General features: G+C 62.7%; 23 protein-coding genes. 17 read left to right on the forward strand and 6 right to left on the reverse strand.

The features are described from left to right. Positions 1-78 precede the first annotated feature (78 nt). The 4 genes from KI797_RS06960 to KI797_RS06975 all read left to right on the forward strand — a co-directional run bounded on the left by KI797_RS06960 (position 79) and on the right by KI797_RS06975 (position 7,248). The gene (locus KI797_RS06960; RefSeq protein ID WP_226172216.1) at positions 79-1,794 is read left to right on the forward strand and encodes a PglL family O-oligosaccharyltransferase; all 1,716 of its coding nucleotides are present in this window, start codon (positions 79-81) and stop codon (positions 1,792-1,794) included. A gap of 172 nt (positions 1,795-1,966) precedes the next feature. Continuing rightward, positions 1,967-2,416 (forward strand): glycine zipper 2TM domain-containing protein, encoded by a 450-nt coding sequence (locus KI797_RS06965; RefSeq protein WP_226172218.1) that lies wholly within the window; start codon positions 1,967-1,969, stop codon positions 2,414-2,416. A 136-nt stretch (positions 2,417-2,552) separates the two neighbouring features. Next, positions 2,553-3,206: a YceH family protein gene (locus KI797_RS06970; protein ID WP_226172220.1), complete on the forward strand. Its 654-nt coding sequence runs from the start codon at positions 2,553-2,555 to the stop codon at positions 3,204-3,206. Between the two features lie 205 nt (positions 3,207-3,411). Further along, positions 3,412-7,248, forward strand: coding sequence for a DEAD/DEAH box helicase (locus KI797_RS06975; protein ID WP_226172222.1), 3,837 nt, complete (start codon positions 3,412-3,414; stop codon positions 7,246-7,248). 93 nt (positions 7,249-7,341) lie between these two features. Here the strand turns inward: KI797_RS06975 and KI797_RS06980 are convergent, their stop codons facing one another. Further along, positions 7,342-8,235 carry a DNA replication terminus site-binding protein gene (locus tag KI797_RS06980; protein WP_226172225.1) on the reverse strand — a complete coding sequence of 298 codons (894 nt, stop codon included), beginning with the start codon at positions 8,233-8,235 and terminating at the stop codon, positions 7,342-7,344. 522 nt (positions 8,236-8,757) lie between these two features. Here KI797_RS06980 and KI797_RS06985 point away from each other — a divergent pair. The 7 genes from KI797_RS06985 to KI797_RS07015 all read left to right on the forward strand — a co-directional run bounded on the left by KI797_RS06985 (position 8,758) and on the right by KI797_RS07015 (position 14,605). Then, complete coding sequence (locus KI797_RS06985) at positions 8,758-8,967, forward strand: DUF1127 domain-containing protein (RefSeq protein WP_010675316.1); 210 nt, start codon at positions 8,758-8,760, stop codon at positions 8,965-8,967. Between the two features lie 281 nt (positions 8,968-9,248). Further along, entirely contained in the window at positions 9,249-10,265 is a 1,017-nt protein-coding gene (astE, locus tag KI797_RS06990) for a succinylglutamate desuccinylase (RefSeq protein WP_103244600.1), read from the forward strand. Between the two features lie 261 nt (positions 10,266-10,526). Continuing rightward, positions 10,527-11,624: a pyruvate dehydrogenase (acetyl-transferring) E1 component subunit alpha gene (gene pdhA / locus KI797_RS06995; RefSeq protein ID WP_171273545.1), complete on the forward strand. Its 1,098-nt coding sequence runs from the start codon at positions 10,527-10,529 to the stop codon at positions 11,622-11,624. Further along, the gene (locus KI797_RS07000) at positions 11,617-12,603 is read left to right on the forward strand and encodes an alpha-ketoacid dehydrogenase subunit beta (RefSeq protein ID WP_218409232.1); all 987 of its coding nucleotides are present in this window, start codon (positions 11,617-11,619) and stop codon (positions 12,601-12,603) included. Before pdhA ends, KI797_RS07000 begins: the two co-directional genes overlap by 8 nt. 94 nt (positions 12,604-12,697) lie before the next feature. Further along, on the forward strand, positions 12,698-13,798 hold the full coding sequence (locus KI797_RS07005) for a dihydrolipoamide acetyltransferase family protein (RefSeq protein ID WP_226172228.1): 1,101 nt from the start codon (positions 12,698-12,700) through the stop codon (positions 13,796-13,798). Between the two features lie 205 nt (positions 13,799-14,003). Continuing rightward, complete coding sequence (locus KI797_RS07010; RefSeq protein ID WP_005331438.1) at positions 14,004-14,213, forward strand: cold-shock protein; 210 nt, start codon at positions 14,004-14,006, stop codon at positions 14,211-14,213. A gap of 95 nt (positions 14,214-14,308) precedes the next feature. Beyond that, a complete protein-coding gene (locus KI797_RS07015; RefSeq protein ID WP_226173037.1) occupies positions 14,309-14,605 on the forward strand; it encodes a hypothetical protein in 297 nt (98 codons plus the stop codon). On the opposite strand, the gene KI797_RS07020 is transcribed toward KI797_RS07015, so the two are convergent. Next, a complete protein-coding gene (locus KI797_RS07020; RefSeq protein WP_139434838.1) occupies positions 14,592-14,840 on the reverse strand; it encodes a TIGR02647 family protein in 249 nt (82 codons plus the stop codon). The genes KI797_RS07015 and KI797_RS07020 overlap by 14 nt on opposite strands. A 248-nt stretch (positions 14,841-15,088) precedes the next feature. Between KI797_RS07020 and KI797_RS07025 the strand changes: the two genes are divergently transcribed. Both KI797_RS07025 and KI797_RS07030 read left to right on the forward strand, forming a co-directional pair. Further along, on the forward strand, positions 15,089-15,646 hold the full coding sequence (locus tag KI797_RS07025) for a hypothetical protein (RefSeq protein ID WP_226172231.1): 558 nt from the start codon (positions 15,089-15,091) through the stop codon (positions 15,644-15,646). Positions 15,647-15,740: 94 nt separating this feature from the next. Next, on the forward strand, positions 15,741-16,133 hold the full coding sequence (locus tag KI797_RS07030) for a DUF2750 domain-containing protein (RefSeq protein WP_005331447.1): 393 nt from the start codon (positions 15,741-15,743) through the stop codon (positions 16,131-16,133). 84 nt (positions 16,134-16,217) lie between these two features. Here KI797_RS07030 and KI797_RS07035 read toward each other — a convergent pair whose 3' ends face one another. Beyond that, entirely contained in the window at positions 16,218-18,023 is a 1,806-nt protein-coding gene (locus tag KI797_RS07035) for an extracellular solute-binding protein (protein ID WP_396336631.1), read from the reverse strand. A gap of 137 nt (positions 18,024-18,160) precedes the next feature. Further along, entirely contained in the window at positions 18,161-19,054 is an 894-nt protein-coding gene (locus KI797_RS07040; RefSeq protein ID WP_226172236.1) for an EamA family transporter, read from the reverse strand. A 215-nt stretch (positions 19,055-19,269) separates the two neighbouring features. Here KI797_RS07040 and KI797_RS07045 point away from each other — a divergent pair, with 215 nt between their 5' ends. After that, positions 19,270-19,458: a hypothetical protein gene (locus KI797_RS07045; RefSeq protein ID WP_005331455.1), complete on the forward strand. Its 189-nt coding sequence runs from the start codon at positions 19,270-19,272 to the stop codon at positions 19,456-19,458. On the opposite strand, the gene KI797_RS07050 is transcribed toward KI797_RS07045, so the two are convergent. Continuing rightward, on the reverse strand, positions 19,455-20,642 hold the full coding sequence (locus KI797_RS07050; protein WP_182788410.1) for an HD-GYP domain-containing protein: 1,188 nt from the start codon (positions 20,640-20,642) through the stop codon (positions 19,455-19,457). The two genes, KI797_RS07045 and KI797_RS07050, sit on opposite strands and share 4 nt — an antisense overlap. 173 nt (positions 20,643-20,815) lie before the next feature. Between KI797_RS07050 and rsuA the strand changes: the two genes are divergently transcribed. After that, positions 20,816-21,508, forward strand: a complete 693-nt coding sequence (gene rsuA, locus KI797_RS07055; RefSeq protein WP_226172238.1) for a 16S rRNA pseudouridine(516) synthase RsuA — start codon at positions 20,816-20,818, stop codon at positions 21,506-21,508. 181 nt (positions 21,509-21,689) lie between these two features. On the opposite strand, the gene KI797_RS07060 is transcribed toward rsuA, so the two are convergent. Continuing rightward, positions 21,690-22,592, reverse strand: coding sequence for a DMT family transporter (locus tag KI797_RS07060; protein ID WP_226172240.1), 903 nt, complete (start codon positions 22,590-22,592; stop codon positions 21,690-21,692). Between the two features lie 299 nt (positions 22,593-22,891). Between KI797_RS07060 and KI797_RS07065 the strand changes: the two genes are divergently transcribed. Together KI797_RS07065 and yfcE are read left to right on the forward strand one after the other, a co-directional pair. Then, positions 22,892-24,529: a peptide ABC transporter substrate-binding protein gene (locus KI797_RS07065; RefSeq protein WP_226172242.1), complete on the forward strand. Its 1,638-nt coding sequence runs from the start codon at positions 22,892-22,894 to the stop codon at positions 24,527-24,529. Positions 24,530-24,539: 10 nt separating this feature from the next. After that, positions 24,540-25,094: a phosphodiesterase gene (gene yfcE / locus KI797_RS07070; protein ID WP_226172244.1), complete on the forward strand. Its 555-nt coding sequence runs from the start codon at positions 24,540-24,542 to the stop codon at positions 25,092-25,094. Positions 25,095-25,107: the final 13 nt, after the last annotated feature.

The raw sequence follows: 25,107 nt of genomic DNA on the forward strand, positions 1-25,107 counted from the left end.
GCATCAAAGGGGGCTCGGCCCCCTTTTTGTTGCTTGGGGGATAGTGTTATGAACATGAATGCATGGAGGTCAGGGAAGATGACGTCAACAGCAAGGGCCTTTGGGGTGATCAGCGTGCTGTACTGGCTGCTGGGCATGCATTTCTTTATGCATAACCCCGGCGGGGCCGGGCTCTACCTGCCCTTCAACGCCTGGGGCTGGATCTTCGCGAGCCTGGTGATGGCCCTGGGGCTGTGGCAGGTCACCCTCAACCAGCGGCTGATGGTTTCGCCGCTGCTGACGGTCCTGTGGCTTGGCGGCTTGCTGCTGTTGCTGCCCATGGCCTATCCCGGCTTCGAGCTCAAGGATTACGCCATTCCCCGGCTGCTGGGGCTGTTTGCCGGCCTGCTGTTCCTCGCCAGCCTCTACCAGTGGCGGCTGGATCGCGGCGCACGCGACCGGCTGCTCTATCTGCTGCTGGGTGCCGTCGCCATAGAGGCGCTGCTCGGCCTGGTGCAGTACTACCTGCTGGTGCCGGGCAACTGGCTGGGCTATGACACCAAGGTCAACCGCCCCTACGGCATCTTCCAGCAACCCAACGTGATGGCGAGCTTCATGGCGACCGGCTTGTCGCTGGCCATCTGGCTGGAGCTGCGGGGCCATGTGCACCCCTGGCTCAGGGGGCTGCGCTATGGGGTGATCCTGGCAACGTCCCTGCTGCTGGTGGTGGTGCAATCCAGGGTGGGGCAACTCGGCGGGGTGCTGGCCCTGCTGCTGCTCGTGCCCCGGTTGCACCGCGAGCGGTTGCTGGGCCGGATGCTGGGTCTGGTGGCCCTGGGTGTGGCGCTCGGGCTGGCCTCCCAGTACGGGATGGCGGGGGCAAAGCGGGGGCTCGAGATGTACCAGTCCGGCGGCATGCGCTCGGTCTACTGGCCCTATGCTGCCAGGCTCATCGCCGAGGCGCCCTGGAGCGGTTGGGGCTACGGCAGCTTCGAGTCCGTTTTTCTGCAGCACTACATGGCCGACAAGGCGCTGAACCCCGCCATGGTGCAGATCGAATACAACCTGGATCACCCCCACAACGAGTTTCTCTACTGGGCGGTGGAGGGGGGGCTGGCCCCCATGCTCGGCATGGTGCTGATGGGGGGCGCCCTGCTGTGGCGGCTGGGTCGTGCTGGCATCGTCAGGGGGGCGGCCTTGCTGGCCCTGGTCACGCCCATCCTGCTGCATACCCAGACCGAATATCCCTTCTACCACGCCATTGCCCTGTGGTGGGCGCTGCTGTTGCTCATCCATGTGGTGGATGCGGAAGTGGAGGAGGAGGGGCTGGCCGGCCACGCCAACTGGCGGGAGCATGTCTGTCGCCCCTGGCTCTTGCTGCGCTTCGCGGCCATCACCATTCCCCTCATAGTCGTGCCCTTTATGCTGACGGCCCTGCACACCGCCTGGGTGGTGACCAAGTATGAGCGGGGCGGTTACAAGCAGCCGGCGCTTCTGCTCGACATCGTCAATCCCATGGCCTGGCTGACCCGGGTGGAGTTTGACGTGAACGCGGTGCGGCTGATGGTGGGCCTGCAGAGCAACAACAAGGGGGAGCTGGAGGCCTATCTCGACTGGGGGCAGGGGTTCGTGCGCCATACCCCCAGGGCCAATATTTACGCCAACATGGTGATCGCCCTCAATGCCCTGGGGCGGCGTGAGGAGGCCGATCGCCTGCGGGCCGAGGCCCTGGTGCTTTATCCAGGTGAGCCCTTGCTCACCGGCTCGGCGGCGAGATCCGTTGCCGCGACCCTGGAGCGCAAGCCCTCTTCATAGTCCGGAGTGACAGCCCTCGGTGTCTTTCCATCACGGCCGCCTCGCGGCCGTGCTCATTTCCACCTCGGGCAAGCTGGCAGTCAGCTTTGGTGGTGTAGTCTCCCCGGGGGGATGGCGTGGCCCAAGGCGGGGTCGGCGTCATCGGGTCTTGGTCGTCACCGGAGTGGATATCGTGAAGAAGAGTGCATTCATCGTCATCAGCCTGCTCGCCCTGACGGGTTCGCCCGCTGTCGCGGGCACCAGCGCCCAGGTGGAATACGGCACGGTACAGGAGAGCCGCCTCCTCACCCAGGAGGCGCCCCGGCAGGGAACTACCCGGCCCCTTCGCACCATAGGGGCGGCCGCGCTGGGAGCCGCCGTCGGAAGCCAGTTTGGCGGTGGCTCCGGCCAGACCGTCGCCACCACAGTGGGGGCCGTCGCGGGGGCCGAAGTCTCCCGCCGCCGCCAGGGTAACCAGCAGAGCGGGCAGGGCCGGCAGACGGTCGAGCTGCTGATCAGGACGGAGGCGGGCAAACTGCTCAACGTCGTGCAGGAGCAGGATCCCGCACTCACCTTCGCCAAGGGGGACAGGGTGCGCATCCTGACCACGGGAGCGGACACCCGGGTCGACAAGTCTGTATAGCCACGTCGGGGCAGGAGCTGTACAAGGTTGCACCAAGGGGGTCATCGGCTCGCAAAAACGGGCTTGAGTGCTGGACGGCGGGAGCGTCTTGGCTAAGATAACCGTCTTAACGTCTTGTTTGGCAAGGGAGTATGACATGGAGATAGTACTAGGCCCATTAGAGGCGCGCGTGATCGGCTGCCTGATAGAGAAAGAGATCTGCACGCCGGATCAGTACCCTCTCTCGCTCAATGCGCTGGTCAACGCCTGCAACCAGAAGAGCAACCGCGAGCCCGTGCTGGAGCTCGCCGAGCTGGACATCCGCGCCGTGATCGACGAGCTGATCCGCCGCCGCCTGGTGGTCAATACCGCCGGTTTCAACGCCCGGGTGCCGCGCTATCAGCACCGCTTCTGCAACACCGAATTTGGCGAGCTCAAGTTCACGGCCCAGGAGCTCGGCATTGTCTGCGAACTCTTGCTGCGCGGCCCGCAGACCCCGGGTGAACTGCGCTCGCGCACCAATCGCCTGTGCAGTTTCGACGACGTGACCGAGGTGGATGCCGTGCTGGCCGGCCTCGTCGAGCGGGGGCCCTATGTGGTCAAGCTGCCCCGGGAGCCGGGCAAGCGGGAGTCCCGCTACGCCCACCTGTTTGGCGGCGAAATCGATCTGGAAGCCTTGGCCGAGGTCGCTCCCGCCAGCAGCTATGGCTCTCCTGCCACCGATCGCCTGAGTCAACTGGAAGAGGAAGTTGAGCGCCTCAAGTCGCAGTTGCAGGCCCTGGAAGCCCGTCTGGCGCACCTGGAAGGCTGAATCCGGCGAGTTTGCTTACCCCATCAAGAGGCGCTGCGGCGCCTTTTTTCATGCCCTGCTGGCCGCCCGCAGAAGAGGGTCTGCCCAGCCCCTGTCCCCGCTTTTATGAGCCTGACCGCTTTTTTTGTACTAATTCGCGGTTAAGGGTCGAGCCGCCGCCGCTTTCCCGTTAAAATTCCGCCTTTGCACCTGCCCGCGAGTTCTGATGTCAGCCTTCACCCTCTCTTCGGATTGCTATGCCCTGCTCAGCGAGCTGCAACTGCAGCGCGCCGCCAGTACCCGTTATTTGCAAGACACGCTGTACGCACAGCGCTCGCCCGGGCAGGCGCTGACGGACCGGCTTAACCAGTTGCAGCAGCAAGGGCTGATACGGCTGCGCACCGAGCAGCAGTGGAGCCTGACGGCGGATGGGACCCTGACCCTGATCCTGGCGGTGCGATCAGGGGCCTGCCCCATGCCGGACTGGACGCGGGTCCCCTCGGTCACTGGTCAGGAGATGGCACAAGGGGTGGTGCGCGAACTCTGCCTGGGGGAGGCGGGGCAGATCCCCGCCTACTACCAGAGCGCGGATCTCTTGAGCCTGCTCGACCAGCCCGATGCCCACCGCCTGCTGCCTGGCTCAAGCCCTGCCTGGCAACAGCTGTTGCTGGAACATTTCGCCCTGCAGACCCTGCTCGATGCAGAGCCTGAGGCGCGCTGGCCTCTGGCGTCCGTGACCGTGGCCTGCGCCCCCGTGCTGGCAAGCCACCTCGAGGCGCTGGCCAGCGAGTGGGCCTGGCTCTGCGGCCCGCTGGCTGGCGAGGTGACCACTCACTGGTCAGCTCTGCAACAGTTGGCCGAGCAGAGTGATGAACAACCTCTGGCGGAGCGGCTGCTTGCCGCGTTGGGGCAGGCGCCGGCGGCGCACGAGCCCTGGCCCAGGATGTTCAGCACCCTGCTCTGGCTTGGCTGGCTGCAGCAGGCCGATCCCGTGCTCGCCAGCGAGCAACGCAAGAAGTGGCAGCGCAGCCTTGGCAACCATTTCCCCCTGCTTTCGGATCTGCTGGGACAGTGGGCCGGTGATCGTCACGGTCAGGCGATAGGCCTGTTCGATACCCTGCAACTGCCGCTGGAGGAGCTTCACTGGGGCTACCTCTGGCTGGATCTCTGCGCCCTCGCACGCCACGGCGAGCAGAGCCCCCAGGTGGCCATACTGCACAAGTGGGATCTCTCCCACGTGCTGGAGGCCGAGCCCCGTCATCGCCTGATGGCTTTCTGTCAGGATCTGCTGCGCCTCTTGTTGGGACAGGGGGCCGAGCGTCCCCCGTTGCAGCAACTGCGTGCCGCTCCGGCTCTCGATGCGATCAGCGACGCCGAGGATGAGGACAAGACCCCCGCCTCGGCCAGCTGGCTCAACTGGTTGCAGGGGCTGGGGCGCTCCAGCGGCGTGCGCAAGGCGCAGGAGCGGCTGGTATGGCTGCTTCATGCGGAAGGGCCTGAGCTCGAGTGCAAGATCCAGAAGCAGAGCACCAAGGGGGAGTGGACCGCCGGGCGCCGGGTCGATCCTGCCCTGCTCTCCACCCAGTATGCCGCCCTGCTCGACGAGGCGGACTGGGCGCTGGTGCGCACCCTGCCACGGGGCATGAGCAAGCTGCCGCGGGAGGCCTGGGCCCCCCTGGCCAGCCATCCGCGCCTGTTCAACGCCAAGGGACAGAAACTGCAACTGGCCATCAGTGCCCCCTTGTTGCAAATCGTCGCCACCGAGCAGGGCATGAGCGCCGTCCTGAGCCCGGCCGCCGCGGCGCGCGGGGCGCACATCGTGCCCCTGGCCCAAGATCTGTGGCAGCTCATCCTGACCCCTCAGGCGCTGCTGGACAGACTGCCTGCGCTGGAATCCATACCGCTGCTGCCAGCGGACGGGCTTGCCGAGCTGCAACGTACCCTGGACGCCATTCCCGAGCAGCCCTGGCACAGCCAGGTCGAGGGGCTCAGTGGCAATGCCGAGCTGACCCCCTGGCCTGGAGTACCTTCGGTCCAGCTGGACTGGCAGGATGGTCAGCTGGTGGTCCAGCTGGTGACCCGGGAGGGGGAGCTGCCGCCGTTGCCCCTTGGCAAGGGGGAGGCCATAGTGCGCCAGGGGGTCAGAGACTATCACTACTGGCAACGGGATCTGGCCGCCGAGAAGGCCGAGGCCCAGTTGCTGCGCAACCAGTTGCCCATCGGCCTGCCGGGCAACGAATGGAAGCTGGATGGTGAGCAGGCACTGACCCTGGTCAATGCGCTGCCCGAGCTGGTGGACGCCGGAGTGGTCGTTCACTGGCATCAGGACAGCGCCCGTCTCAAGAGCCTCGACGAGGCGGCCCTGAGCCTGCGCATCGAGCGTCGCCAGGACTGGTTCCAGGTGGAGGGCGCGCTGGCGCTGGACGAGCACCAGATCCTCGATTTACGCCTCATCCTGCGCCAGCTGACCCCGGGTCAGCGCACCGTTCAGCTCGACGAGAAGACCAGTCTGATGCTGAGCGACAAGCTGGTGGAGCGGCTCACCATGCTGGGGGCCATGCTGGACACCGAGCAGCGCATCAACAACAAGCTGGCCTACCCTCTGGCCCGCTTGTTGTCGGCGGTGACCACGGCCGGGGATGATGCCTGGCACTCCCTGCAACAGGAGTGGCAGCAGGAGGTGGAGTGTGCCCCCGAGCTCTTGACGGCGCTGCGGGACTATCAGAAGGAGGGGGTGCGCTGGATGGCGACCCTGGCCCACCATGGCTTCGGAGCCTGTCTCGCCGATGACATGGGCCTTGGCAAGACGCTGCAGGCGCTCATGGTGCTGCGCATGCGCCAGCATCTCGGCCCCGCCCTGGTGGTGGTGCCCAAATCCGTGGTCACCAACTGGCAGGAGGAGGTGACGCGGTTTGCCCCCGAGCTGGAGGTGGTGGTGTTCGAGAATCCCGCCGAGCGGGAGACCCTGATCCAGGAGGCCAGGGCCGGCCAGATCATTCTGGTCAACTACGGCATGCTCGGCAGCCTGGCCCAGTCCCTCAAGTCCCGTCGCTGGGCGAGCATGGTGCTGGACGAGGCACAGCAGATCAAGAATGCCGGCACCCAGCGCGCCAAGCTGCTGTTCCAGCTCGAGGGGGATTTTCGCCTGGCTCTCTCCGGTACCCCCATCGAGAACCACCTGGGTGAGCTGTGGAGCCTGTTCACCTTCATCAATCCGGGCCTGCTCGGCAGCCTCGGCGAGTTCAAGCGCCGCTTCGGCAAGGCGGTGAAGGATCCCCAGCACATGGCGCTGTTGCGGGCGGTGATCAGCCCCTTCATCCTGCGACGCCTCAAGCAGCAGGTGCTGACCGAGCTGCCGGACAAGACCGAGATCATCCACCACATCAGCCTCTCCCCCGAGGAGCGTCAGCTCTATGAGGCGACCCGGCGCGAGGTGGTGCAGCAGGTGCAGAGCGCCGATGGTCGTGCCCTGATGCACGTGCTGAGCGGCCTGACCCGCTTGCGGCGGCTCTGCTGTTCCCCCAAGCTGGTGATGCCGGAGTGGTCCCAGACCAGCAGCAAGCTTGACGAGGCCATGGCGCTGCTGGACGAAGCCATCGATGGCGGGCACCGGGTGCTGGTGTTCAGCCAGTTCGTCGATCTGCTGAGCCTGCTGCGGGCCCGCATCGAGCAGCGGCAATGGGACTACTGCTACCTGGACGGGGGCTGCTCCGCCAAGTCCCGTCAGGAGTCCATCCTACGGTTCCGTCACGACCCTGTTCCTCTGTTCCTCATCAGCCTCAAGGCGGGGGGCACGGGTCTCAACCTGACCCAGGCCGATACCGTGTTGCACCTGGATCCCTGGTGGAACCCGGCGGTGGAGGATCAGGCGAGCGATCGGGCCCATCGCATGGGCCAGACCCAGCCGGTGACCGTCTATCGATTGGTGTGCGAGCAGACGGTGGAGGAGAAGATAGTGGCACTGCACGACGAGAAGCGGGCCCTGGCCGATGGCCTGCTGAGCGGCCAGTCCGAGGTGCGCGGCCTGGATGTGGAGAGCCTGCGTGCCCTGCTGATGAGCTAGGCGCGGCACTGCCTGTGTGAGAGGGGGATGGTCCTGATGGCCATCCCCCTTCTCTGTTTCAGGGACTCATGGCCCGGCTCTGGCCAGGAGGCGCTAGCCCTGATAACGGTAGAGGTGCAGCCGCTCTATGATGGCTTCGCCGCCAATCTTGCGATCCCGCCGCGCCTGGCGCAGTTTGGGCGGATAGTGGCCCAGATGGGTGACGGCGGGTTGGGTATCCGAGCAAAGCAGCAGGGGCAGGCTCGCCTTGAGCTGCTGCTTGCGCGGCTCCCTGTCCTGCCAGAGCAGGTTGATCATGGGATGGGTCTTGACCGGCCGGCGGATCCGCAGCTGCACATCCGCCGGTAGGCGGCGGATGTCATACACCTCCTGATCCACCATCTTGCTCCACTCCTCGTTGCTGGAGAGTGCCGGCACATAGCGGCGGCTGCGCTCCAGCATTTCCAGCACCTGCTCGCGGCTGATGCGGCTGATGCTCTGCTTGTCGGCCCAGGTGAAGCCGAGGGAATGCAGCTCTCCGGTGAGCAGGGTGAGCTTGCGATAGACCTGCAGGGTGATGACCCCGGGTAGAGCGCTGTGCACCAGTTCGAACTTCTCGTCCCGCCCGCCGGCGGCCTGTACCAGGGCCTTGAAGGCGAGCTTGTGGCCGTTGATCTCGTCGAGCAGCGGCTGCAACAGGGAGGCACAGGCGGCGGGGAAGCGCAACCAGCCAGGCAGCCGGTGAGTCGCCTTGGTGGAGCAGCCGGGGCGGGCGCTGTGATCCTGATAGGCGGTCAGGGTGGCGGCCAGCGCCTCCTCCCCCGAGAGATAGCCCACTTCGATGGCCTCGATGGGATCGTGCTCTTCCCCTTGCGGCACGGCGGGCAGGGGATAGACATGGGCCTCCAGCAACTCGAGCTGGCCGAGTTGTCTGGCGAGACGGGCAAGGGCGTCTTCCAGTTCGTCCATCTGTTGACGCAGGGCGGCGGTGGGGGTAAAGGTGTCCATCGGCATATCCTGTCTGTTCCCCCAATTCGTCGCCCTAAAGTGACGATCAGGGGGCATGATTAAAGTACTGTATAAATAACCATACCAGTATGACGGGAAGGCGCCAAGTGCCGCCTTTCAAGCGCCGTCCGGAGGCGGCAGCCCTGGTCGCCTTCCGAGGGTTGCCTGTCTGTATCATCCTGTTAAATAACGATCTTTAAGTGATCCAATGATTAACAATTGGCGCCTGGGCCGAGGTAGCCACGCCCTGCCTGGCACTCGGGCTCTGCATAGCTAACGTGGGAAACTGCATACTTAGAAACAGATGATGCAGGAGAAAATGCTGTTGGGTAGAGGGAGGGAATGTCTGGTTAATATTTTACATATAAATCAACGCTTTGTGTTTCACCCCATGGCGAGATTAGCCATTACTTTTACTAATCCCATGTATCAAAATTCGTCAATTGAGGCACCTCCTCGTCCTGACTAAGCTTTGCGCATCAAATCCGAGCCTTGCGCAGAACTAGAGAGAGGAGCCATATCATGGCCAACATGACTTATACCGAAGCCGGTTACCAGCATTCCAGCGAATCGAATCTGGTTGCTCGCGTCAAGATGACCGTCCTGACCTGGCTGGAACGCAGCCGCAGTCGTCGCCAGCTCTCCGAGCTGCCCGCCTACCTGCTCAAGGACATCGGTCTGAACGAAGCCGACCGCTATCAAGAGACCACCAAGCCGTTCTGGCGTGGTTGATCAGCCGGGCATGGATGCCTCGTTTTCTTGCTGATCTGATCTGATCTGAACTGCTCTGCCTGATGCTCTTCGCCCCCAGACGGGCCTGATTTTTCCCTGTTGCCGCTTCCTGTTTTCCCCCTTGTCTGTTTTTCCTTCTGTTTACCCCCTGCGGCATGATTTGTCATCATCCCTCGCCAACTTTGTATCCTTACTGTTTGAATTTGTTTAAAAACTGATTTTAAGCCCGGCTGCCTTGCGTATAATCCGGCCATAGCATTCCAGACAAGAGGGTGAGATGGATGATTCCCCAGCATGACTTTTTGGCTCTGACCCGCCGCCACGAGTGGCAACTCGATCCTTTTGCCTTCGATCTGGCCAATGGCACCCGGGTGAGTGTGTGGGACACCGGCGTACTCTGCCTGGAGCCCACAGGGACGTCGCCTGGCGGGCGCAAGGACATAGTGCTCTCCTGCGGCATTCATGGTAACGAAACCGCCCCCATCGAGATCTGCAACCAGTTGCTGACCCGGCTGCTCAGCGGGGAGATCCAGGCCTGCCACCGGGTGCTGTTCCTCTTTGGCAACCCCGCCGCCATGAACCAGGGGGTGCGAGAGGTGGAAGAGAACATGAATCGGCTCTTCTCGGGCGCTCACAGCAAGGGGGAGGGGCTGTGCAACAGGGAGCGAATTCGCGCCATGCGTCTGGAGCAGTATGTGAGCCGCTTCTTTGCCGACCCCGCCAGGCCCCGTTATCACTACGATCTGCACACCGCCATTCGCGGCTCCCGCCACGAGAAGTTTGCTGTCTATCCCTTCCCTCACGAGCGGCCGCACTGCAAGGAGCAGGTGCAGTTCCTCGGGGCTTGCGGGGTGCGCACCATTTTGCTCTCGAGCGGCCCGACCACCACCTTCAGCTATTACAGCTCGCACCAGCATGGCGCCCATGCCTTCACGGTGGAGCTCGGCAAGGTGCGCCCCTTTGGCGAGAACGACATGACCCGCTTCATCGAAGTACGTCAGGCGTTGCAGGAGCTGGTGACCCGGGATGAGGTGATGCTAGAACCCTGGCGGGCGGATGACTTCACGATTTTTGCCATCGATAGGGTGATCAACAAGCAAACGGCCGAGTTTCGTTTCCTGTTTGCCAGTGACGTGGACAATTTCACCGAATTTCCCCAGGGGTTTGTGCTGGCGGAAGACGGAGATCGGCAATACAGGGTAGAGAAACCGCGGGAAGCGGTGGTCTTCCCCAACGCCAACGTGGCCATCGGCCAACGTACCATGCTGCTGGTGGTGCCGACCCGTTTGTGGGAGTGATCTGAGCCCATTTTTTCACACCAACCCTGCGCCCTTGGCGGCACGCCAAATACGGGTGTGATCCCGAACCCGCTCCGACAGGGAGCCCGAAAGGGCTCCCTTCTTCGTTTCTGCTCGCCGAAAATCTCATCTTCTTTCTGAAATTAAAGAAGTTTCTACTGGTCTTACCTGACTGAATCTCGTTGCCCTTTGCTTAACATATTATTTACATTCTAAGGGTCACCTCATGGTGGTGACGCTGACAACGGCAAGGAGCCAGTTATGACCCATGTCGACATCCCCTTCCTTCGTTACCTCGATGAGGAGGGGCGCCCGGTCGCGACACTACCGACCTGGCTGGACAAGGCGATGCTGCACACCTTCTACCGCAACATGGTGATGGTGCGCAGTTACGACAAGAAAGCGATAGCACTGCAGCGAACCGGCAAACTCGGCACCTTTCCCTCCCATCTGGGGGCAGAGGCGGTGGGGATTGGGGTCGGTCTCGCCATGCGGCCGGAGGATGTCTATGTGCCCTACTACCGGGACATGCCCACCCTCTATGTGCGGGGCGTGCCCATGGAGCAGAACCTGCAATATTGGGGTGGAGATGAAAGGGGCAGTGTCTTCTACAAGGCCGATGGCGAGTTGTCGGAAGACTTGCCCATCTGCGTTCCCATCGCCACCCAGATCACTCATGCCGCCGGCATAGCGGCCGCCTTCAAGCTGCGCAACCAGCCCAGGGTCGCTGTGGTGACCATAGGCGATGGCGGCACCTCCAAGGGGGATTTTCTCGAAGGGCTCAACTGCGCCGGTGTCTGGCACCTGCCCATGGTGATGATCATCAACAACAACCAGTGGGCCATCTCGGTGCCACGCAAGCTGCAGTCGAGCGCGCCTACCCTGGCCCAGAAAGGCATAGGGGCCGGAGTGCGCAGCCTGCAGGTCGATGGCAACGACGTGGTGGCCGTCTATGAGGCGACCCGCGCCGCCATCGAGCGGGCCCGCAGCGGCAAGGGGCCAACCCTGATCGAGGCGGTGAGCTATCGGTTGGGGGATCACACCACGGCCGATGATGCGACCCGCTATCGGGAAGCGGCCGAAGTGGAAGCTGCCTGGGCCAAGGAACCGGTCAAGCGGCTGCGCCAGTTCATGTTTGAGCAGGGCTGGTGGGACGAGCAGCAGGAGCAGGCATTGCTGGCCGAGGCGGCCCGCGAGGTTGAACGCGCAGTGGCCGTTTATGAAGGCACAACGGCGCAGGCGCCGGAAACCCTGCTCGATTATCAGTTTGCCGAGCTGCCGAGGGAGTATCGTGCCCAGCGTCAGCGCATCATCGCCAAGGGCATGCAGCAGCGCGGCGGGGAGACACACCATGAGTGACATGACACTGCTCGAAGCGGTCAATCTGGCATTGCACCATGAGATGGAACACGACCCCGATGTGGTGGTGTTGGGTGAAGATGTGGGAGTCAACGGCGGGGTGTTTCGCGCCACCGTGGGCCTGCGCGACAAGTTCGGCTTCAAGCGGGTGATCGACACGCCGCTGGCGGAGGGACTGATCGCCGGGGTGGCGGTCGGCATGGCGACCCAAGGGCTCAAACCCGTTGCCGAATTCCAGTTCCAGGGCTTCATCTTCCCCGGCATGGAGCAGATCATCTGCCAGGCGGCACGAATGCGAAACCGCACCCGCGGCCGGCTCTCCTGCCCCATCGTCTACCGCTCCCCCTACGGTGCTGGGATTCATTCGCCCGAGCACCACAGCGAGAGTGTGGAGGCGCTGTTTGCCCATATTCCGGGCCTGCGGGTGGTCATCCCCTCCAGCCCGAGGCGGGCATATGGCCTGCTGCTCTCGGCCATTCGCGATCCGGATCCCGTGATGTTCTTCGAACCGGATCGCATCTATCGCTCCATGAAGTCGGACGTGGTGGATGACGGCGTTGGCCTGCCGCTGGATGTGTGTTTCACCCTGCGACCCGGACGGGATCTCACCGTGGTCGCGTGGGGGGCCTGCATCCAGGAGGTGATGCGAGCCGCCGCCCTGCTGGCGGAACAGGATATCCAATGCGAGGTGCTGGATCTTGCCACCATCAAGCCGCTGGACATGGAGAGCATCCTGGCCTCGGTGCGCAAAACCGGGCGTCTGCTGGTGGTGCACGAGGCGTGCGGCAGCTTCGGGGTCGGTGCCGAAATTGTGGCACGGGTCACCGAGGAGGCGTTGACCTCCCTCAAGGCGCCGCCAAAGCGCCTCACCGGGGTGGATGCCGCCGTCCCCTACTACCGCAACGAGGAGTATTACCTCATCACCGAGCAGGATATCGCGGATGCGGCTCACCAACTGATGGAGAACAAGTGGCTATGACGTCTCTCAACTGTTGGCGCCCAGGCGCCCGAGCAAGGAAGAGCCATGAAGTCGGTCAATCTTTGGTGATGTTCCCGCGGATGGAGAACTGGTCATGAAATTTTTCAAATTACCGGATCTGGGTGAAGGATTGGCCGAGGCCGAGATCGTTGAATGGAAGGTCAGTGCCGGCGACACCGTGAGTGTCGATCAGGTGCTGCTGTCGGTGGAAACTGCCAAGGCGCTGGTGGATGTGCCCTCGCCGGTGGCGGGGGTGATCGCCAGGCTGTGTGGTGCCGAGGGGGATATTCTTCACATCGGTGCCCCCCTGGTTGAGTTCGAAGGCGGCGAAGATGACGGCACCGTGGTGGGCAAGGTCAGCGCCCATCAGCACCACATCGAGGATCACTTCGTGGTGGGGGCCATGGCGCCCGGTGGCACCCTGGTGCAGGCCATGCCGGCGGTGCGTCTGCTGGCGCAAAAGCTGGGGTTGGACATCGACAGGCTCAAGGGTACCGGCAGTGCTGGCATGGTGACCGAGCAAGACGTGCAGAGCGCCTTCGAAGCGCTGCAAAGCAGCGGCAACGAATTTCTCAAGGGGTCGCGCCGAGCCATGGCAAAGGCGATGGAGCACTCTCATCAGACGGTGGTGCCAGTCAGCATTACCGACGAGGTGGACTTGCGCCACTGGCGGGTAGACGAGGACGTAACTGTGCGCCTCATCAAGGCCATCGGGGTTGCCTGCCGTGCCGAACCCTCCATGAATGCCTGGTTTGACGGGGATACTCTGTCGAGGCGATTGTTCAGGGAAGTCAATGTGGCCATCGCCGTCGACTCCAAACACGGGCTCTATGTGCCGGTCATGGAGAACGTGGCCGAGCGGGAGAGGGCGGACATTCGGCACGGACTGGATAGGATGATCGCCGATGTGAAGGCGCGCGCCGTGCCGCGGGAGATGTTGCAGGGGGCGACCATCACCCTGACCAACTTCGGTGCCATCGCAGGCCGTTATGCCAGCCCTATCGTCACGCCACCCCAGGTGGCCATCATAGGGGCGGGCAAGCTGTTCGAGAAGGTGGTCTTCATCCATGGGGAAGCGCGGCCGGTCCGGGCACTGCCCTTGTCGATGACATTTGACCACAGAGCCTGTACCGGCGGGGAGGCTGCGCGCTTCCTCAAAGCCCTGGTTCAGGCACTGGAAGCGGCGGAGGCGTAAGCGATTGCACCCTGCTCCTGGCGGGGTGCAAATTTGGTTGCGTAATCGACAAAGGCACGTATAATCTAAACCAGCTTGAAAGGGCGTTAGTTATGTCAATGAATATGATGTTTTGCATCTTTTCCTGTTGTTCATAAGTTAATCCCGTTTTTGAGCTTTACCCGCTGAAAAGCATAAGTAATTATTTTGAATACAGGTTAAAGATATGTCTAACATGATCACCGGTACCGTTAAGTTTTTCAACGAAACCAAAGGTTTTGGCTTCATCCAGCAAGAAAACGGCCCGGACGTTTTCGTTCACTTCAGCGCTATCAGCGGTAACGGCTTCCGTACCCTGGCTGAAGGTCAGCGCGTACAGTTCTCTGTGACCCAAGGTCAGAAAGGCCCGCAGGCTGAGAACGTAACTGCTCTGTAATTCTTACAGAATTTAAGAAAGCCGTGGTACCTCTGGTGCCACGGCTTTTTGTTTTATGGCATATTCATAAATCACCTTTGCCAATGACCATCATCATGCTCCCATCACTTTTGTTGACCGTGGTGCTTGCCAATACTCCCGAGCAGGATCCCGCGGCAAGCGAGGCTGTAACCGTGTGCCAGCAATTCGTGCAGGTCCGTTTGGGCAAGGCAGAGCAGCCCGAGGAGATCAAGGCACAGCCTGTCCCAAAGCGGGCGGGGGAGTGGCTGATCGATGGCAAGGTAAAAGGACCCGAAGGTCCTTTGTTGTTTGCTTGTCTGCTGCGGCAGGGAAAGCGCTGGGAATTGCTCAACTTCTCGCTCTGGGCGCCGCAGGAACTCAATTCGGCTTGAGTGCCACCAGCAGGTGTTGAAGATGCTCCAGCATGGTCATGCCGAAGGGGGTCAGATAGCCGCCATCGACGGCACTGATCATGCCTTGGCTGTGCAGGCGCTGCGCCGCCAGGCACAGCTCTTCAGACATGTCGCTGCGTAACTTGATCCCCAGACTCATGTTCGCCGGATCAAAGCATGCCAGTATTTTCAGCTCATTCACAAAATCGTCAGAAACCTGGTCGATCCCACTCATGGATGCACTCCTTACGCTAAAGATGTATGCAAACTAGCATTCCCGGTTTGACTTTAGTGGGCGCTGGCTCAAAGTATTGGGCTTTGTCTGGGCCGGCTGTGCCCGAACGCTGCTTTTTTGGTCGGATGCATCACGCCCCGGCTGGCTGGACGAGCAGAGTCCGCGTGCCGTTAAACATGGTAGAATGGTCCCTCTTTTGTCCCCCTGGCCAGGTATGAACCCAGGTCTTCCAGCTCAAGGCGCGTCTCATGATCACTGTCACTCTGGTATCTCTGCTGCACACCCTAGGTCCCCGCTTTCCTGTTTATGCTCCCTCCTTGTTGCTCCCCCTGCTCGATGAGCATCAGGGGGATCTCTGGCTGCCTTCCATCAAGGGGGCGGATGTCGCCGCCCTGCGCCAGCATGCCAAGGTGGGCGGGGCACAGACTCTGGCGCCTCTGGCAGCGGGGTGGTGCGATTTTGGGACCGGCGGCGAGGGTGAGACTCCCGAGCTGGATGCACTGGCAAGTTACGACGAAGAGATGCTGGACAACCTGCAGATGTACTGGCACAGCCCCGGCAAGATCAACAGCCCGATCACCGATAACCTGTTCGAGCTGCGCCGCGAGGTGGTGGATGAAGCCCATGGCACCAGGCTGGCGGCCGCCTGGGAACAGCAGCAACAGGCACGCTTTGAGCAGATCATGCAAGGCGTGCAGGCCGGGCGGGCCCAGCTCTGTTTCGTCGAGGTGGAGTCCGCCTACTGGTTGCGCCAGCGTTTCTGCGAGACGGCGGAGATCACCCTGGTGACCCCGGCGCTGGGCTGAGATAGCCGAAACAGGAGCGACTGAGCACTCTTGCTGGACAAGGCGCCAGCAAGATGTGAACATGTCGCCCTTTATTGAATGAGAGACTTGACCAATGAGCTATGAACTTAGCGACACCGAGCGCAATGCCGCGCTGCAACTGAACGCCGACTACCGCTTTGATCACTTCATCAGCAAGCTGGTCGAGCACGAAGAGCTGTTTGTTCTGACCGACGAGCACGGCGTCATGATGCTGACCACCGAAGACGAAGACTGCATCCCGGTCTGGCCGCATCCGGAATACGCCAAGGCGTGGGCCGAAGGCGAGTGGGCAGACTGCAAGCCGCAGTCCATCACCCTCAAGGTGTGGCTGGATCGCTGGGTTGATGGCATGGAGCAGGACGAACTCTGCGTGGCCGTGTTCCCGACCCCGGAGCAGGAAGGCATAGTGCTGGATCCGGCCGACGTGGCCGACGCCATCGCGCAAAAGCAAGCCAAGCGCGGCTAAGTCCCCCAGGCACTGCCGCTACAAAAAAGGCCCCGCCACAGTGCGGGGTCTTTTGTTTGCGCCGAGCCAGAGCGCGGAGCCGGCTCAGGGTTGTTGGTAGCGGGTGTCGATCACAGTGACGGGAGGGAAGGTCTTGCCCTGTTTGATGGCGGCTTTCGTCTCCGCTTTTAGCTGCTCGTCAATCCAGAGTAGGCCGCCGAAGCTGTAGCCCGAGTTGGCGCCATCCAGGGGCCAGTAGAGCAGATCGCTCTGGGGCGTTGCCGGCGTCTTGGGCAGTTTTATCCAGCGCCAGGCACCTGCCCGGGTATAGGGGACCTGATAGGCGGGGACGAAGCTGGCCAGCTCATAGAGCCGCTGCTGGATCTGCCGTGAGAGCTCGGCCTTCTTGCCGAAGTCGAAGGCCTTGTCGTATTGCTCCACCAAGGCCGAGATGGCGTCGTCATCGAGGTTCATGATGTTGTTGGTCTGGGGCTTGTTGGCGTTGACCTTGTGGAAGTGCTCCCAGTAGGCGGGATAGCGGCCACTGCTCCAGGCCATCCAGGCGCTCTGATGCTTCTTCTCCAGCATGGATTTGAAGCCGGCGGAGGCATCCATCAGGTTCAGCTCCAGATTGAGGCCCGCCTTCTTCGCTTCTTCCCGCAGTAGGGTCAGGCGCTGGGCATGCTCGGCCGTGGTGTAGGTGATGCTGAGGGAGAGGGGCTGGCCCTTGTCGTTTTGCAAGACGCCATCCGGCCCCGTCTTGGTGAAGCCCGCCTTGGCGAAGTAGTCCCGCGCGAGCCTGGGATCGAAGGGGCGTGCCTTGATGTCGGTGTTGGTGAAGGCTCCCTGGCCCGAGCCGTAGCTGTTGAGGCGTTGGTAGTCCCCCCGCAGTAGGGTGGCGATCATCTTGTCGAGGGCGAGGGCGTACTGGATGCCGAGCCGCACATTGAGATCCTTGAGCAGCGGGTCGGCGGTGTTGAGGTAAAGCCCCATGGGGGACTGCGGCGTCTGGTTGTAGAACCAGAGCCGTTCGATATAGCCCTTCTCGAATTCCCCTGTCTTGCTCTTGTCATGCCACCAGTTGGGCATGACCAGCGGGAAGGTGTCGAGATCGCCGCGCAGGAAGTGCTGCCAGGCGATGTTCTGATCCCTGAGCACCTTGATCTCTATCCGGTCCGGGTTGAAGCGGTGCTGGAAGTAGCGCTCCCCGTCACCCCACCAATCCTTGACCCGGTTGAAGGTGACCGACTTGCCCTTCTTCAGCTCGCCAATCTGGTAGGCGCCTGTGACCGGCAGCACCTTCCAGTTGTACTCCTTGACCCAGTTGGCCGTGAGCCTGATGGCATGGCTCGGCTCCGGGCTGAACGGCAGGGATTCCAGCAAATCCTCCCGGCTCTTCTCGGTGCCGCTGGTGATGGCGAGGGTGTGATCGTCGAACTTGGTCACCTCGCTTATCTGGGTGCTGTAGTAGTTGTTGTACCAGGGGTCGCTTATCTCCTTGCTGCGCATCATCTTGAGGGTAAAGAGCCAGTCATCGGCGGTGACGGGCTGGCCGTCCGACCAGCGCGCCTTGGGGTTGAGGCGAAAATAGAGGGTCTTGTGGTCGGCGCCGAAGGCCCATGCGCTGGCCAGCATGGGAATGGGATTGCCGGTCACCGGATGGGTGGCGAGCAGGGGCAGGTTGGTTTCGCGGACGTAACCGGCGAAGCCGCCGTTGGAGTCGGGCCCGTACTTGCGCAAGGTGAGCGGGAAGCTCGACATGAAGTCACGGAAGGTGCCGCCCCGTTTGGCTTGCGGGTCGGCATAGACGGGGTCGGTGTCATTGCTCTCCCACTTGAGATCTGCCGGCAGGGTGGCGCTCCAGCCGAAGGCGCTCCAGCAGAGGGGGAGCATCATGGCCGCGACCCGCATGACACGGGGCAAAGGGGGGATGACCGAGGGTGAACTGTGCAGCATGTCCTTGCTCTCCTGATGGTTGGCGTCCTGCCGGGGTCAAGCCGTGAGGCCCGGGAGGGCCTGCTTCATCATGGGAAGTTTCCCCATCGAGGTCAATGCTCGGCTTGTGCCTTGAACAGCCTCATTTTTCCACCCAGCAGATGGACCACGAAGCCGAGCAGCACCAGGCCGGATCCCAGCCACTGCAGGGCCGTGGGGTGCTCATCGAGCAGCAGAGCGGCCGCAACCATGCCAACGCAGGGCACCAGCAGGGAGAGTGGCGCCACCTGGGCCACCGGATAGCGCATCAGCAGCCGCCCCCAGAGACCGTAGCCAAGCCAGGTGGCGATCAGCGACAGATAGAGCACGCACAAGAACCCCTGCCAGCTGAAGTTGAGCAGGCTGGTGGCAATGACATCGGGCCCCTCGAACAGCCAGGAGAGCGCGAAGAAGGGCAGGATGGGCACCAGGCCGCCCCAGGCGATAAGGCTCGGCAGAGCGGTCTGGTAACGCAGCCCAATCTGGCGATTGATGACGTTGCCCAGGCCCCAGCAGGCGGCGGCGCACAGCGTCAGCACGAAGCCGAGCAGGGTCAGGTTGCCTTCGCCATGGGTGGCGATGAGATAGAGACCGGCCCCCGCTAGCGGCAGCGCCACCCAGTGGTGGGGTTGCCAGCGCTCCCCCAGCCAGATCATGGCGAACAGCAGGGTGAACACCACCTGGGATTGCAGCACCAGCGAGGCCATGCCCGCCGGCATGCCGAACTTCATGGCGCAAAACAGGAAGGCAAACTGCCCCAGGCTGATGGCGCCGCCATAGGCCAGCAGCCAGCGCCAGGGCATGGCGGGTCTGGGCACCAGCAAGATGGCGGGGAAGACCACCCCGACGAAGCGCAGCGCCCCCAGCAGCAGCGGCGGTATGCCCTCCAGCCCCCATTTGATCGCCACGAAGTTGAGTCCCCAGCAGAGAATGACCAGGGCGGCCAGACACTTGTCCTTGGCTTGCATACAGCGTCCTTGTGTGAGAAGCAGGGCCATGAGATGGCGTCGGAAGGGAACGAGCATACCCTCGACAGGGTGGTCGGCGTCAAGCCGCAAGCGAGGTGGCGTGCGATCGCTCCGGGTAGTTCGAGCAAAGAGGGCGGCACGCCGGGGGAAGACTAAGCTAGTAGGAGAGCGCCCGATACGATGGGCGGCTACCTATGGCTGACTGGAGGTGTCCCATGAGCGACCATACCCTGCTGCCCCATGGTGAGGATCTGCGCCGCGCCGTACGCTGGCTCAGCGAACACCATGAACACGACATCCGGGCCATCGAAGAGGCCTGCGTCCGCTTCGATCTCTCCCCGCTGGATGAGGAGTTCCTCCTCCGCTATTGCCGCGAGCAGGCACCGGAGTCCCAGGCTCGCTAGACGAAGTTGGCCAGGTTGATGCCAAACTCCTTGGGATCGACCGTGCTCTCTATGCTCTCCTGTCCCCCGTTTCTGGCAAGATCCAGCCACTGCACCTCAAGGTAGTGGCGCTGGGTGGCGTGGTAGATCACCTTGACCATCGGCTTGAGCGGCTGCTGCTCGTTGCGCTGCATCACGACCGCCAGCCGCTGGTTGGAGAGCTGCACCAGGGTGCCCACCGGATAGACCCCCATGCACTTGATGAACTTGGTGACCAGCTCGGCATCAAAGTGCTGATTGATGCCTTTGAGCAGAATACGAAACGCCTGGGTCGGCTGCATTCCCTGCTTGTAGACCCTGTCGGCCGTCACCGCATCGTAGACATCGACGATGCCGCTCATGCGGGTGTAGAGGGAGAGCTGGTCGCCCTTGAGCCGCTGCGGATAGCCGGTGCCATCGAGGCGCTCGTGGTGGTTGGCGGCCACCTCCAGCATGGTGGGGGTAATACCGGCGGTATTGCTGAGGATGTCGTAACTGTGCACCACGTGCTGGCGCATCACGCCAAACTCCTCGTCGGTCAGCTTGCCCGGTTTGTTGAGCACCTCGTCCGGGGTCATGATCTTGCCCACGTCGTGGAGCAGGCCGCCCAGGGTCAGCTCCTTGAGCACGCTGCGATCAAGCCCGAGGTAACGACCGAAGTTGGCGAGCAGTATGGCCACGTTCATTGAGTGCTCCATCAGGTAGGCATCCTTGGCCCGGATCCGTGCCAGACAGAGCATGGCGTCGCCATGGGTGAACATGGTGTCCACCATCTCCTCGGCGACCGCGGCCAGCGGCGTGATGTCGATGGGCTCCCCGGCCTTGAGATGGCGAATGAACTTGCCCTGCAGCTCGCGGGCCTCCTGATAGAGACGGCGGATCTTGAGCTCGCGCCCTTCGCCACTGCCTGCGGGACGCACCGAGCCGGCGCTGTGGGCCGGGCTCGGGGAGATGACCTGCGCTATCCCGGGCAGCTTACTGCGGGCGAGATCCACCTTCACCGTCAGCACGCCGCGCCGGATCAGCACATCCACCTGCTGACGGGTGGTCACCAGCCCCGTCTGGGCGATCTCCATGGCACCGGTCTGGCTGGCGATGGCAATGACGTACATGCCAGGTCGCAGCTGGTTGACGGGGATGACGGGATGAGGCTGAGTCGGCTTCATGGGGCTTCCTGGGATTATTATTATGCGTGGTGTCGGCGCGCTGCCGGCAGTCTATCACCGGCACATCATGGCGTCAGGCGCCATCTGCCTAACTTCTCCCTTAGTGCTGGCGTTGTGGGGACCGGCCTATATAATGACGCCCCTTGATAACGTTGGATTCCGAGGTTTTGTGCATGCGGCTCGATAAATTTCTTTGCGATTGCTCCGATTTGACCCGTTCCCAGGCGGGCAAGCTGATCCGTCAGGGGGAGGTGATGGTGGACGGGATCCTGGTCAAGCAGCCCGCGTTCCACATCAATGAGCAGAGCCTGATCGAGTTTGATGGCGTGACCTTGACCCTGAATCAACAGAATCGCTACTTCATGCTGCACAAGCCGGAAGGCTACGTTTGCTCCAACGAAGACCCCGATCATGCCACCGTCTTCCATCTGCTTGATGAGCCCGCCATGGGCAAGTTGCATGTGGTGGGCCGGCTCGATCTCGACACCACAGGCCTGGTGCTGATCACCGACGACGGCAAGTGGTCCCACCGCATCACCTCGCCGCGTCACGAGTGTGCCAAGACCTATCACGTCTGGCTGGCCGACCCCGTGAGCGAAGAGGCCATCTCGCTGTTTGAAGATGGCGTCTACTTGCGTAACGAGACCGACAAGACTCGCCCTGCCCAGCTGGAGATCCTGGGGGAGTGCGAGGCCAGGCTGACCATTCACGAGGGCAAGTACCATCAGGTGAAGCGGATGTTTGCCGCCATCGGCAACAAGGTGATAGGGCTGCATCGGGAGCGGATCGGGGCGCTCTGTCTGGACGACGAGCTGGCACCGGGGGAATACCGGGAGCTGACTGCAGAGGAAGTTGCCCAGTTTTAATCACGCCATCCGATGGCGAACGTTCGCAATGATGTTACCGCGTCCGATTACGCCGCGACGCGGCTAATCGAACCTACATAACCAATTGAATTTTGTAGGTTCGAATAGCGAAGCCTATTCGGACGATCCTGAGAATTGGGCGTAGGTTGGCGCTGAGCGAAGCACAACAGCAACCTCTGACTTACCCCGCTCCCAGTACCAGTGCCGTGCCCAGGGTGGCCAGCAGGGCGCCGGCCCAAGCGGGCAGGGCAGGGCGCATCCCTGAGTGCCACCACAACAGGGGCAGCAGGATGACCGGCGTGGTGGAGGAGAGGATGGCCACCATGCCCACGTCTCCCTGACGCAGGGCCACCAGGATGAGCGTCATCCCCAGCGCCATCGCCAGGAAGCCGTTGATGCCTATCATGCCAAGCACCTGACGGTTGATGGGGTTGTGGGGCATGGCCAGCGGCACCCTCAGCACCCGCAAGGCACAGTGTGCCAGCAGGGCGCTCCCCATGCGGATGCCGGAGGCGCTCACTGCGTCCACGTCGCCAGCCATCATCACCGGCTTGGCGATGATGGCCCCCAGGCTCTGACACAGGGCTGCGGTCAGGCCGAGCGCGATGCCGACGGCGAGGTGGCCGCGCACCTGCTCCCACTCGTTGTGCTGCTGCGCGTTACCACGGCGGCCGAACAGGATGGCAAGTATGACCCCGGCCAGCACCAGCAAGGCCCCCACCAGACGCCAGCCACCGAGTTGTTCGCCGAACAACCAGAGCCCGAGCAGGGCGGAGAAGAGCGCATGGCAGGAGAACAGCAAGCCACTGCGTCTGGGCCCCAGTCGGTTCATGCAGGCGAACAGGGCGGTGTCACCGACGAAGATGCCGATGAGCCCCGACAACGCCAGCAGTGGCAGGGCGCTCTCGGTGAGAGTCTGCCAGCCCCCCGTGATCAGGCTGGCGCTGGCCAGCATCAGGCTGACCAGAAACATCCGCCAGCGGCTGTAGGCAAAGGCCCCCAGATGGCGCGCCGGTTTGACGGAAATCAGGGCGGCGACGGCCCATAAACTGGCGGCGGCCAGCGCCAGCCACTCATACCCCATAAAGACCCCTGAAACGGTAGAAATCAGCCGGGCGGATGCCAGTATCGAGCGCCATGTCAGCCTGACAGGCCTTCATGCGAGGCGAGTCGAGGAGCCCTCAGGCTGTCTTGCGCACCCGTGGCTGATAGTTGGGAAAAAAAACCTGAAAAAATAACCCGAAAGACTCCATCTGCCGGGCAGGCCCGATACAATACGGGGCGTCTTCGGGGATAACAAGCGCGGCATCATGCATTCGTTTCCAGGCGCGCCGCCGGCCTTCCCCCTTCTTGAAATAAAGTGAATTGAACGAGGTTGATGTCATGCTTTACCGTTTCGCCGCCCGGCCAGCCCGTCGCTGGCTCTCTCCCTTGTTGCTCGGACTGATGCTGGCGCCGCCGTTGCAGGCGACCACAGTGGTGCAGCAGCCTGCACTGTCAGACAGGCAGACCCTGGTCAAGGGTAACGGCGCCGAACCCGAGTCCCTCGACCCTGCCCAGATCCGCTCCGGTTTCCCGGGGGAGGTGGTGCTGGTGGACTTGTTCGAGGGGTTGGTGAGCGAGGATGGGCAGGGCAGGATAGTGCCGGCTCAGGCTCTGCGCTGGGAGACCAGCGAGGATGGTCTGGTGTGGCGTTTTTTCCTGCGCCCGCAGCTCAAGTGGTCCAATGGCGAGCCGCTCACCGCCCGGGATTTTGTCTACGCCTGGCGGCGTCTGCTGAGCCCGGAGCAAGCCTCGCCCTCCGCCGGCCTCTTGCTCGCGACCGGCATCAACAACGCCCAGTCCATCTATGCCGGTGCACTCGATCTCGATGCCCTGGGGGTGGAGGCCGAGAGCGACCAGATCCTCAAGGTGATCCTGGAGCGGCCCGTGCCCTACTTCCTGCAACTCATCAGCCAGCGCCCCTTCGTGCCGGTCAACGAGCGGGCCATCGCCCAGTTTGGCAAGCAGTGGACCCAGCCTGGCAAGATGGTGAGCAACGGTCCCTACAGGATGGTGAACTGGGTGCCGAACGAGCGGATCGAAGCCGAGCGCAACGTCCAGTACTGGGATGATGCCCATACCCGGATCCAGCGGGTGACCTATCTGCCCCTCGCCTCCCAGCATGCGGAGCGGCTGCGCTACGAGGCGGGGGAGATCCAGCTCACCAACAGGGTGGCGCTGGAATACTACCAGAAGACCATGGCGGAGACCCCGGAGCGGATCTGGGGCCTGCCGCTGCTGGGCACCTACCTCTATACCTTCAACCTGCGCCGCCCCGAATTGCAGGATGTGCGGGTGCGACAGGCGCTCTCCATGGCCGTCGATCGCCGCCTGTTGACCGAGAAGGTGAGTGGTCAGGGGGAGCGGCCAGCCTGGTCGCTACTGCCCGGCATGCCGGACTATCAAGAGCTGGGGTCGGCGCTGGCCCTGGAGGATATGCCGACCCGTCTGGCCAGGGCCGCCGCCTTGCTGACGGAGGCGGGCTACAACAGTGCCCACCCGCTCAAGTTGACGCTGACCTACAACACCTCGGAGAACCACAAGAAGCTGGCCCTGGCGGTCGCGGCCATGTGGAAGCCGCTGGGAGTGGAGATCACCCTCAACAACATGGAGTGGAATGCCTATCAGGTGGCCAAGGACAGCGGTGATTTCATGCTGGCCCGCTCATTCTTGTTTGGTGATTACGTGGAGCCCTCGTCCATGCTGGGCAGTTTCCGCTGTCAGGATCCCCAGAACGAGAGTGGCTACTGCAATCCGGCCTTCGACGGCCTGTTGCAACAGGCCGCGGACACGCTGGATGGCAGCGCACGAACCGGACTCTACCGCAAGGCCGAGCAACTGCTGATGGAAGAGATGCCCGTCATCCCCGTCTATCACTACAACCAGATGAGGTTGGTGGACCCCGCCCTGCGCGGCCTGCCGAGCAGCAACCTGAAGGGGGCCATCGCCACCAAGGATCTCTACTTCAGCCAGCCATGAGGAGTGCGCGATGAAGATAGCCATCATTTCCGATCTGCACGGCAGCCTGCCTGCTCTGGAGCAGGTGCTGGCACAGCTTGCCCCTTGGCAGCCGGATCACTATCTGTTTCTGGGGGATCTGCTCAACCACGGCCCGCGCAATCCGGTGCCGACGGGGTATGAGCCTGCCGCCGTGGCGGCGCGGCTCAACCAGCTGGCCCCCCGGATCATGGCGGTACGGGGCAACTGTGATTCGGAGGTGGATCAGATGCTGCTGCACTTCCCCATCACGGCCCCCTATAACCAGTTGCTGGTGGACGGGCGGCGCTGGTTCGTCAGCCACGGTCATCTCTATGATCCCGAGGCGGTGCCCTTGCCGGCGGGCAGCCTCTTCATCAGCGGCCATACCCATCTGCCCATATTGCGACGAGAAGCGCGGCAAGAAGGGGAACTGGTGCTGGTGAACCCGGGATCCATCTGTTTTCCGAGGGGAGAATGGGCAGCCAGCTATGGCCGGTATGAGGATGGCGTCATGAGCATTCACGCCTGCCGCGACGGGACGACACTGATGGAACTGGTGCTCTGACGGCAGGGCATCA

The organism is Aeromonas media (genome assembly GCF_020423125.1).
Lineage (GTDB): Bacteria > Pseudomonadota > Gammaproteobacteria > Enterobacterales > Aeromonadaceae > Aeromonas > Aeromonas media.

Coding starts and splice junctions, on each gene's coding strand:
- KI797_RS07065 (WP_226172242.1), top strand. CDS start 22,892: ATGCTTTACCGTTTCGCCGCCCGGCCAGCCCGTCGCTGGCTCTCTCCC.
- KI797_RS07030 (WP_005331447.1), top strand. CDS start 15,741: ATGAGCTATGAACTTAGCGACACCGAGCGCAATGCCGCGCTGCAACTG.
- KI797_RS06975 (WP_226172222.1), top strand. CDS start 3,412: ATGTCAGCCTTCACCCTCTCTTCGGATTGCTATGCCCTGCTCAGCGAG.
- KI797_RS06970 (WP_226172220.1), top strand. CDS start 2,553: ATGGAGATAGTACTAGGCCCATTAGAGGCGCGCGTGATCGGCTGCCTG.
- KI797_RS07035 (WP_396336631.1), bottom strand. CDS start 18,023: ATGCGGGTCGCGGCCATGATGCTCCCCCTCTGCTGGAGCGCCTTCGGC.
- KI797_RS07020 (WP_139434838.1), bottom strand. CDS start 14,840: ATGAGTGGGATCGACCAGGTTTCTGACGATTTTGTGAATGAGCTGAAA.
- KI797_RS07015 (WP_226173037.1), top strand. CDS start 14,309: ATGCTCCCATCACTTTTGTTGACCGTGGTGCTTGCCAATACTCCCGAG.
- yfcE (WP_226172244.1), top strand. CDS start 24,540: ATGAAGATAGCCATCATTTCCGATCTGCACGGCAGCCTGCCTGCTCTG.
- KI797_RS06980 (WP_226172225.1), bottom strand. CDS start 8,235: ATGGACACCTTTACCCCCACCGCCGCCCTGCGTCAACAGATGGACGAA.
- KI797_RS07025 (WP_226172231.1), top strand. CDS start 15,089: ATGATCACTGTCACTCTGGTATCTCTGCTGCACACCCTAGGTCCCCGC.
- astE (WP_103244600.1), top strand. CDS start 9,249: ATGATTCCCCAGCATGACTTTTTGGCTCTGACCCGCCGCCACGAGTGG.
- KI797_RS07050 (WP_182788410.1), bottom strand. CDS start 20,642: ATGAAGCCGACTCAGCCTCATCCCGTCATCCCCGTCAACCAGCTGCGA.
- rsuA (WP_226172238.1), top strand. CDS start 20,816: ATGCGGCTCGATAAATTTCTTTGCGATTGCTCCGATTTGACCCGTTCC.
- KI797_RS07010 (WP_005331438.1), top strand. CDS start 14,004: ATGTCTAACATGATCACCGGTACCGTTAAGTTTTTCAACGAAACCAAA.
- KI797_RS07000 (WP_218409232.1), top strand. CDS start 11,617: ATGAGTGACATGACACTGCTCGAAGCGGTCAATCTGGCATTGCACCAT.
- KI797_RS07060 (WP_226172240.1), bottom strand. CDS start 22,592: ATGGGGTATGAGTGGCTGGCGCTGGCCGCCGCCAGTTTATGGGCCGTC.
- KI797_RS07005 (WP_226172228.1), top strand. CDS start 12,698: ATGAAATTTTTCAAATTACCGGATCTGGGTGAAGGATTGGCCGAGGCC.
- pdhA (WP_171273545.1), top strand. CDS start 10,527: ATGACCCATGTCGACATCCCCTTCCTTCGTTACCTCGATGAGGAGGGG.
- KI797_RS06985 (WP_010675316.1), top strand. CDS start 8,758: ATGGCCAACATGACTTATACCGAAGCCGGTTACCAGCATTCCAGCGAA.
- KI797_RS06960 (WP_226172216.1), top strand. CDS start 79: ATGACGTCAACAGCAAGGGCCTTTGGGGTGATCAGCGTGCTGTACTGG.
- KI797_RS07045 (WP_005331455.1), top strand. CDS start 19,270: ATGAGCGACCATACCCTGCTGCCCCATGGTGAGGATCTGCGCCGCGCC.
- KI797_RS07040 (WP_226172236.1), bottom strand. CDS start 19,054: ATGCAAGCCAAGGACAAGTGTCTGGCCGCCCTGGTCATTCTCTGCTGG.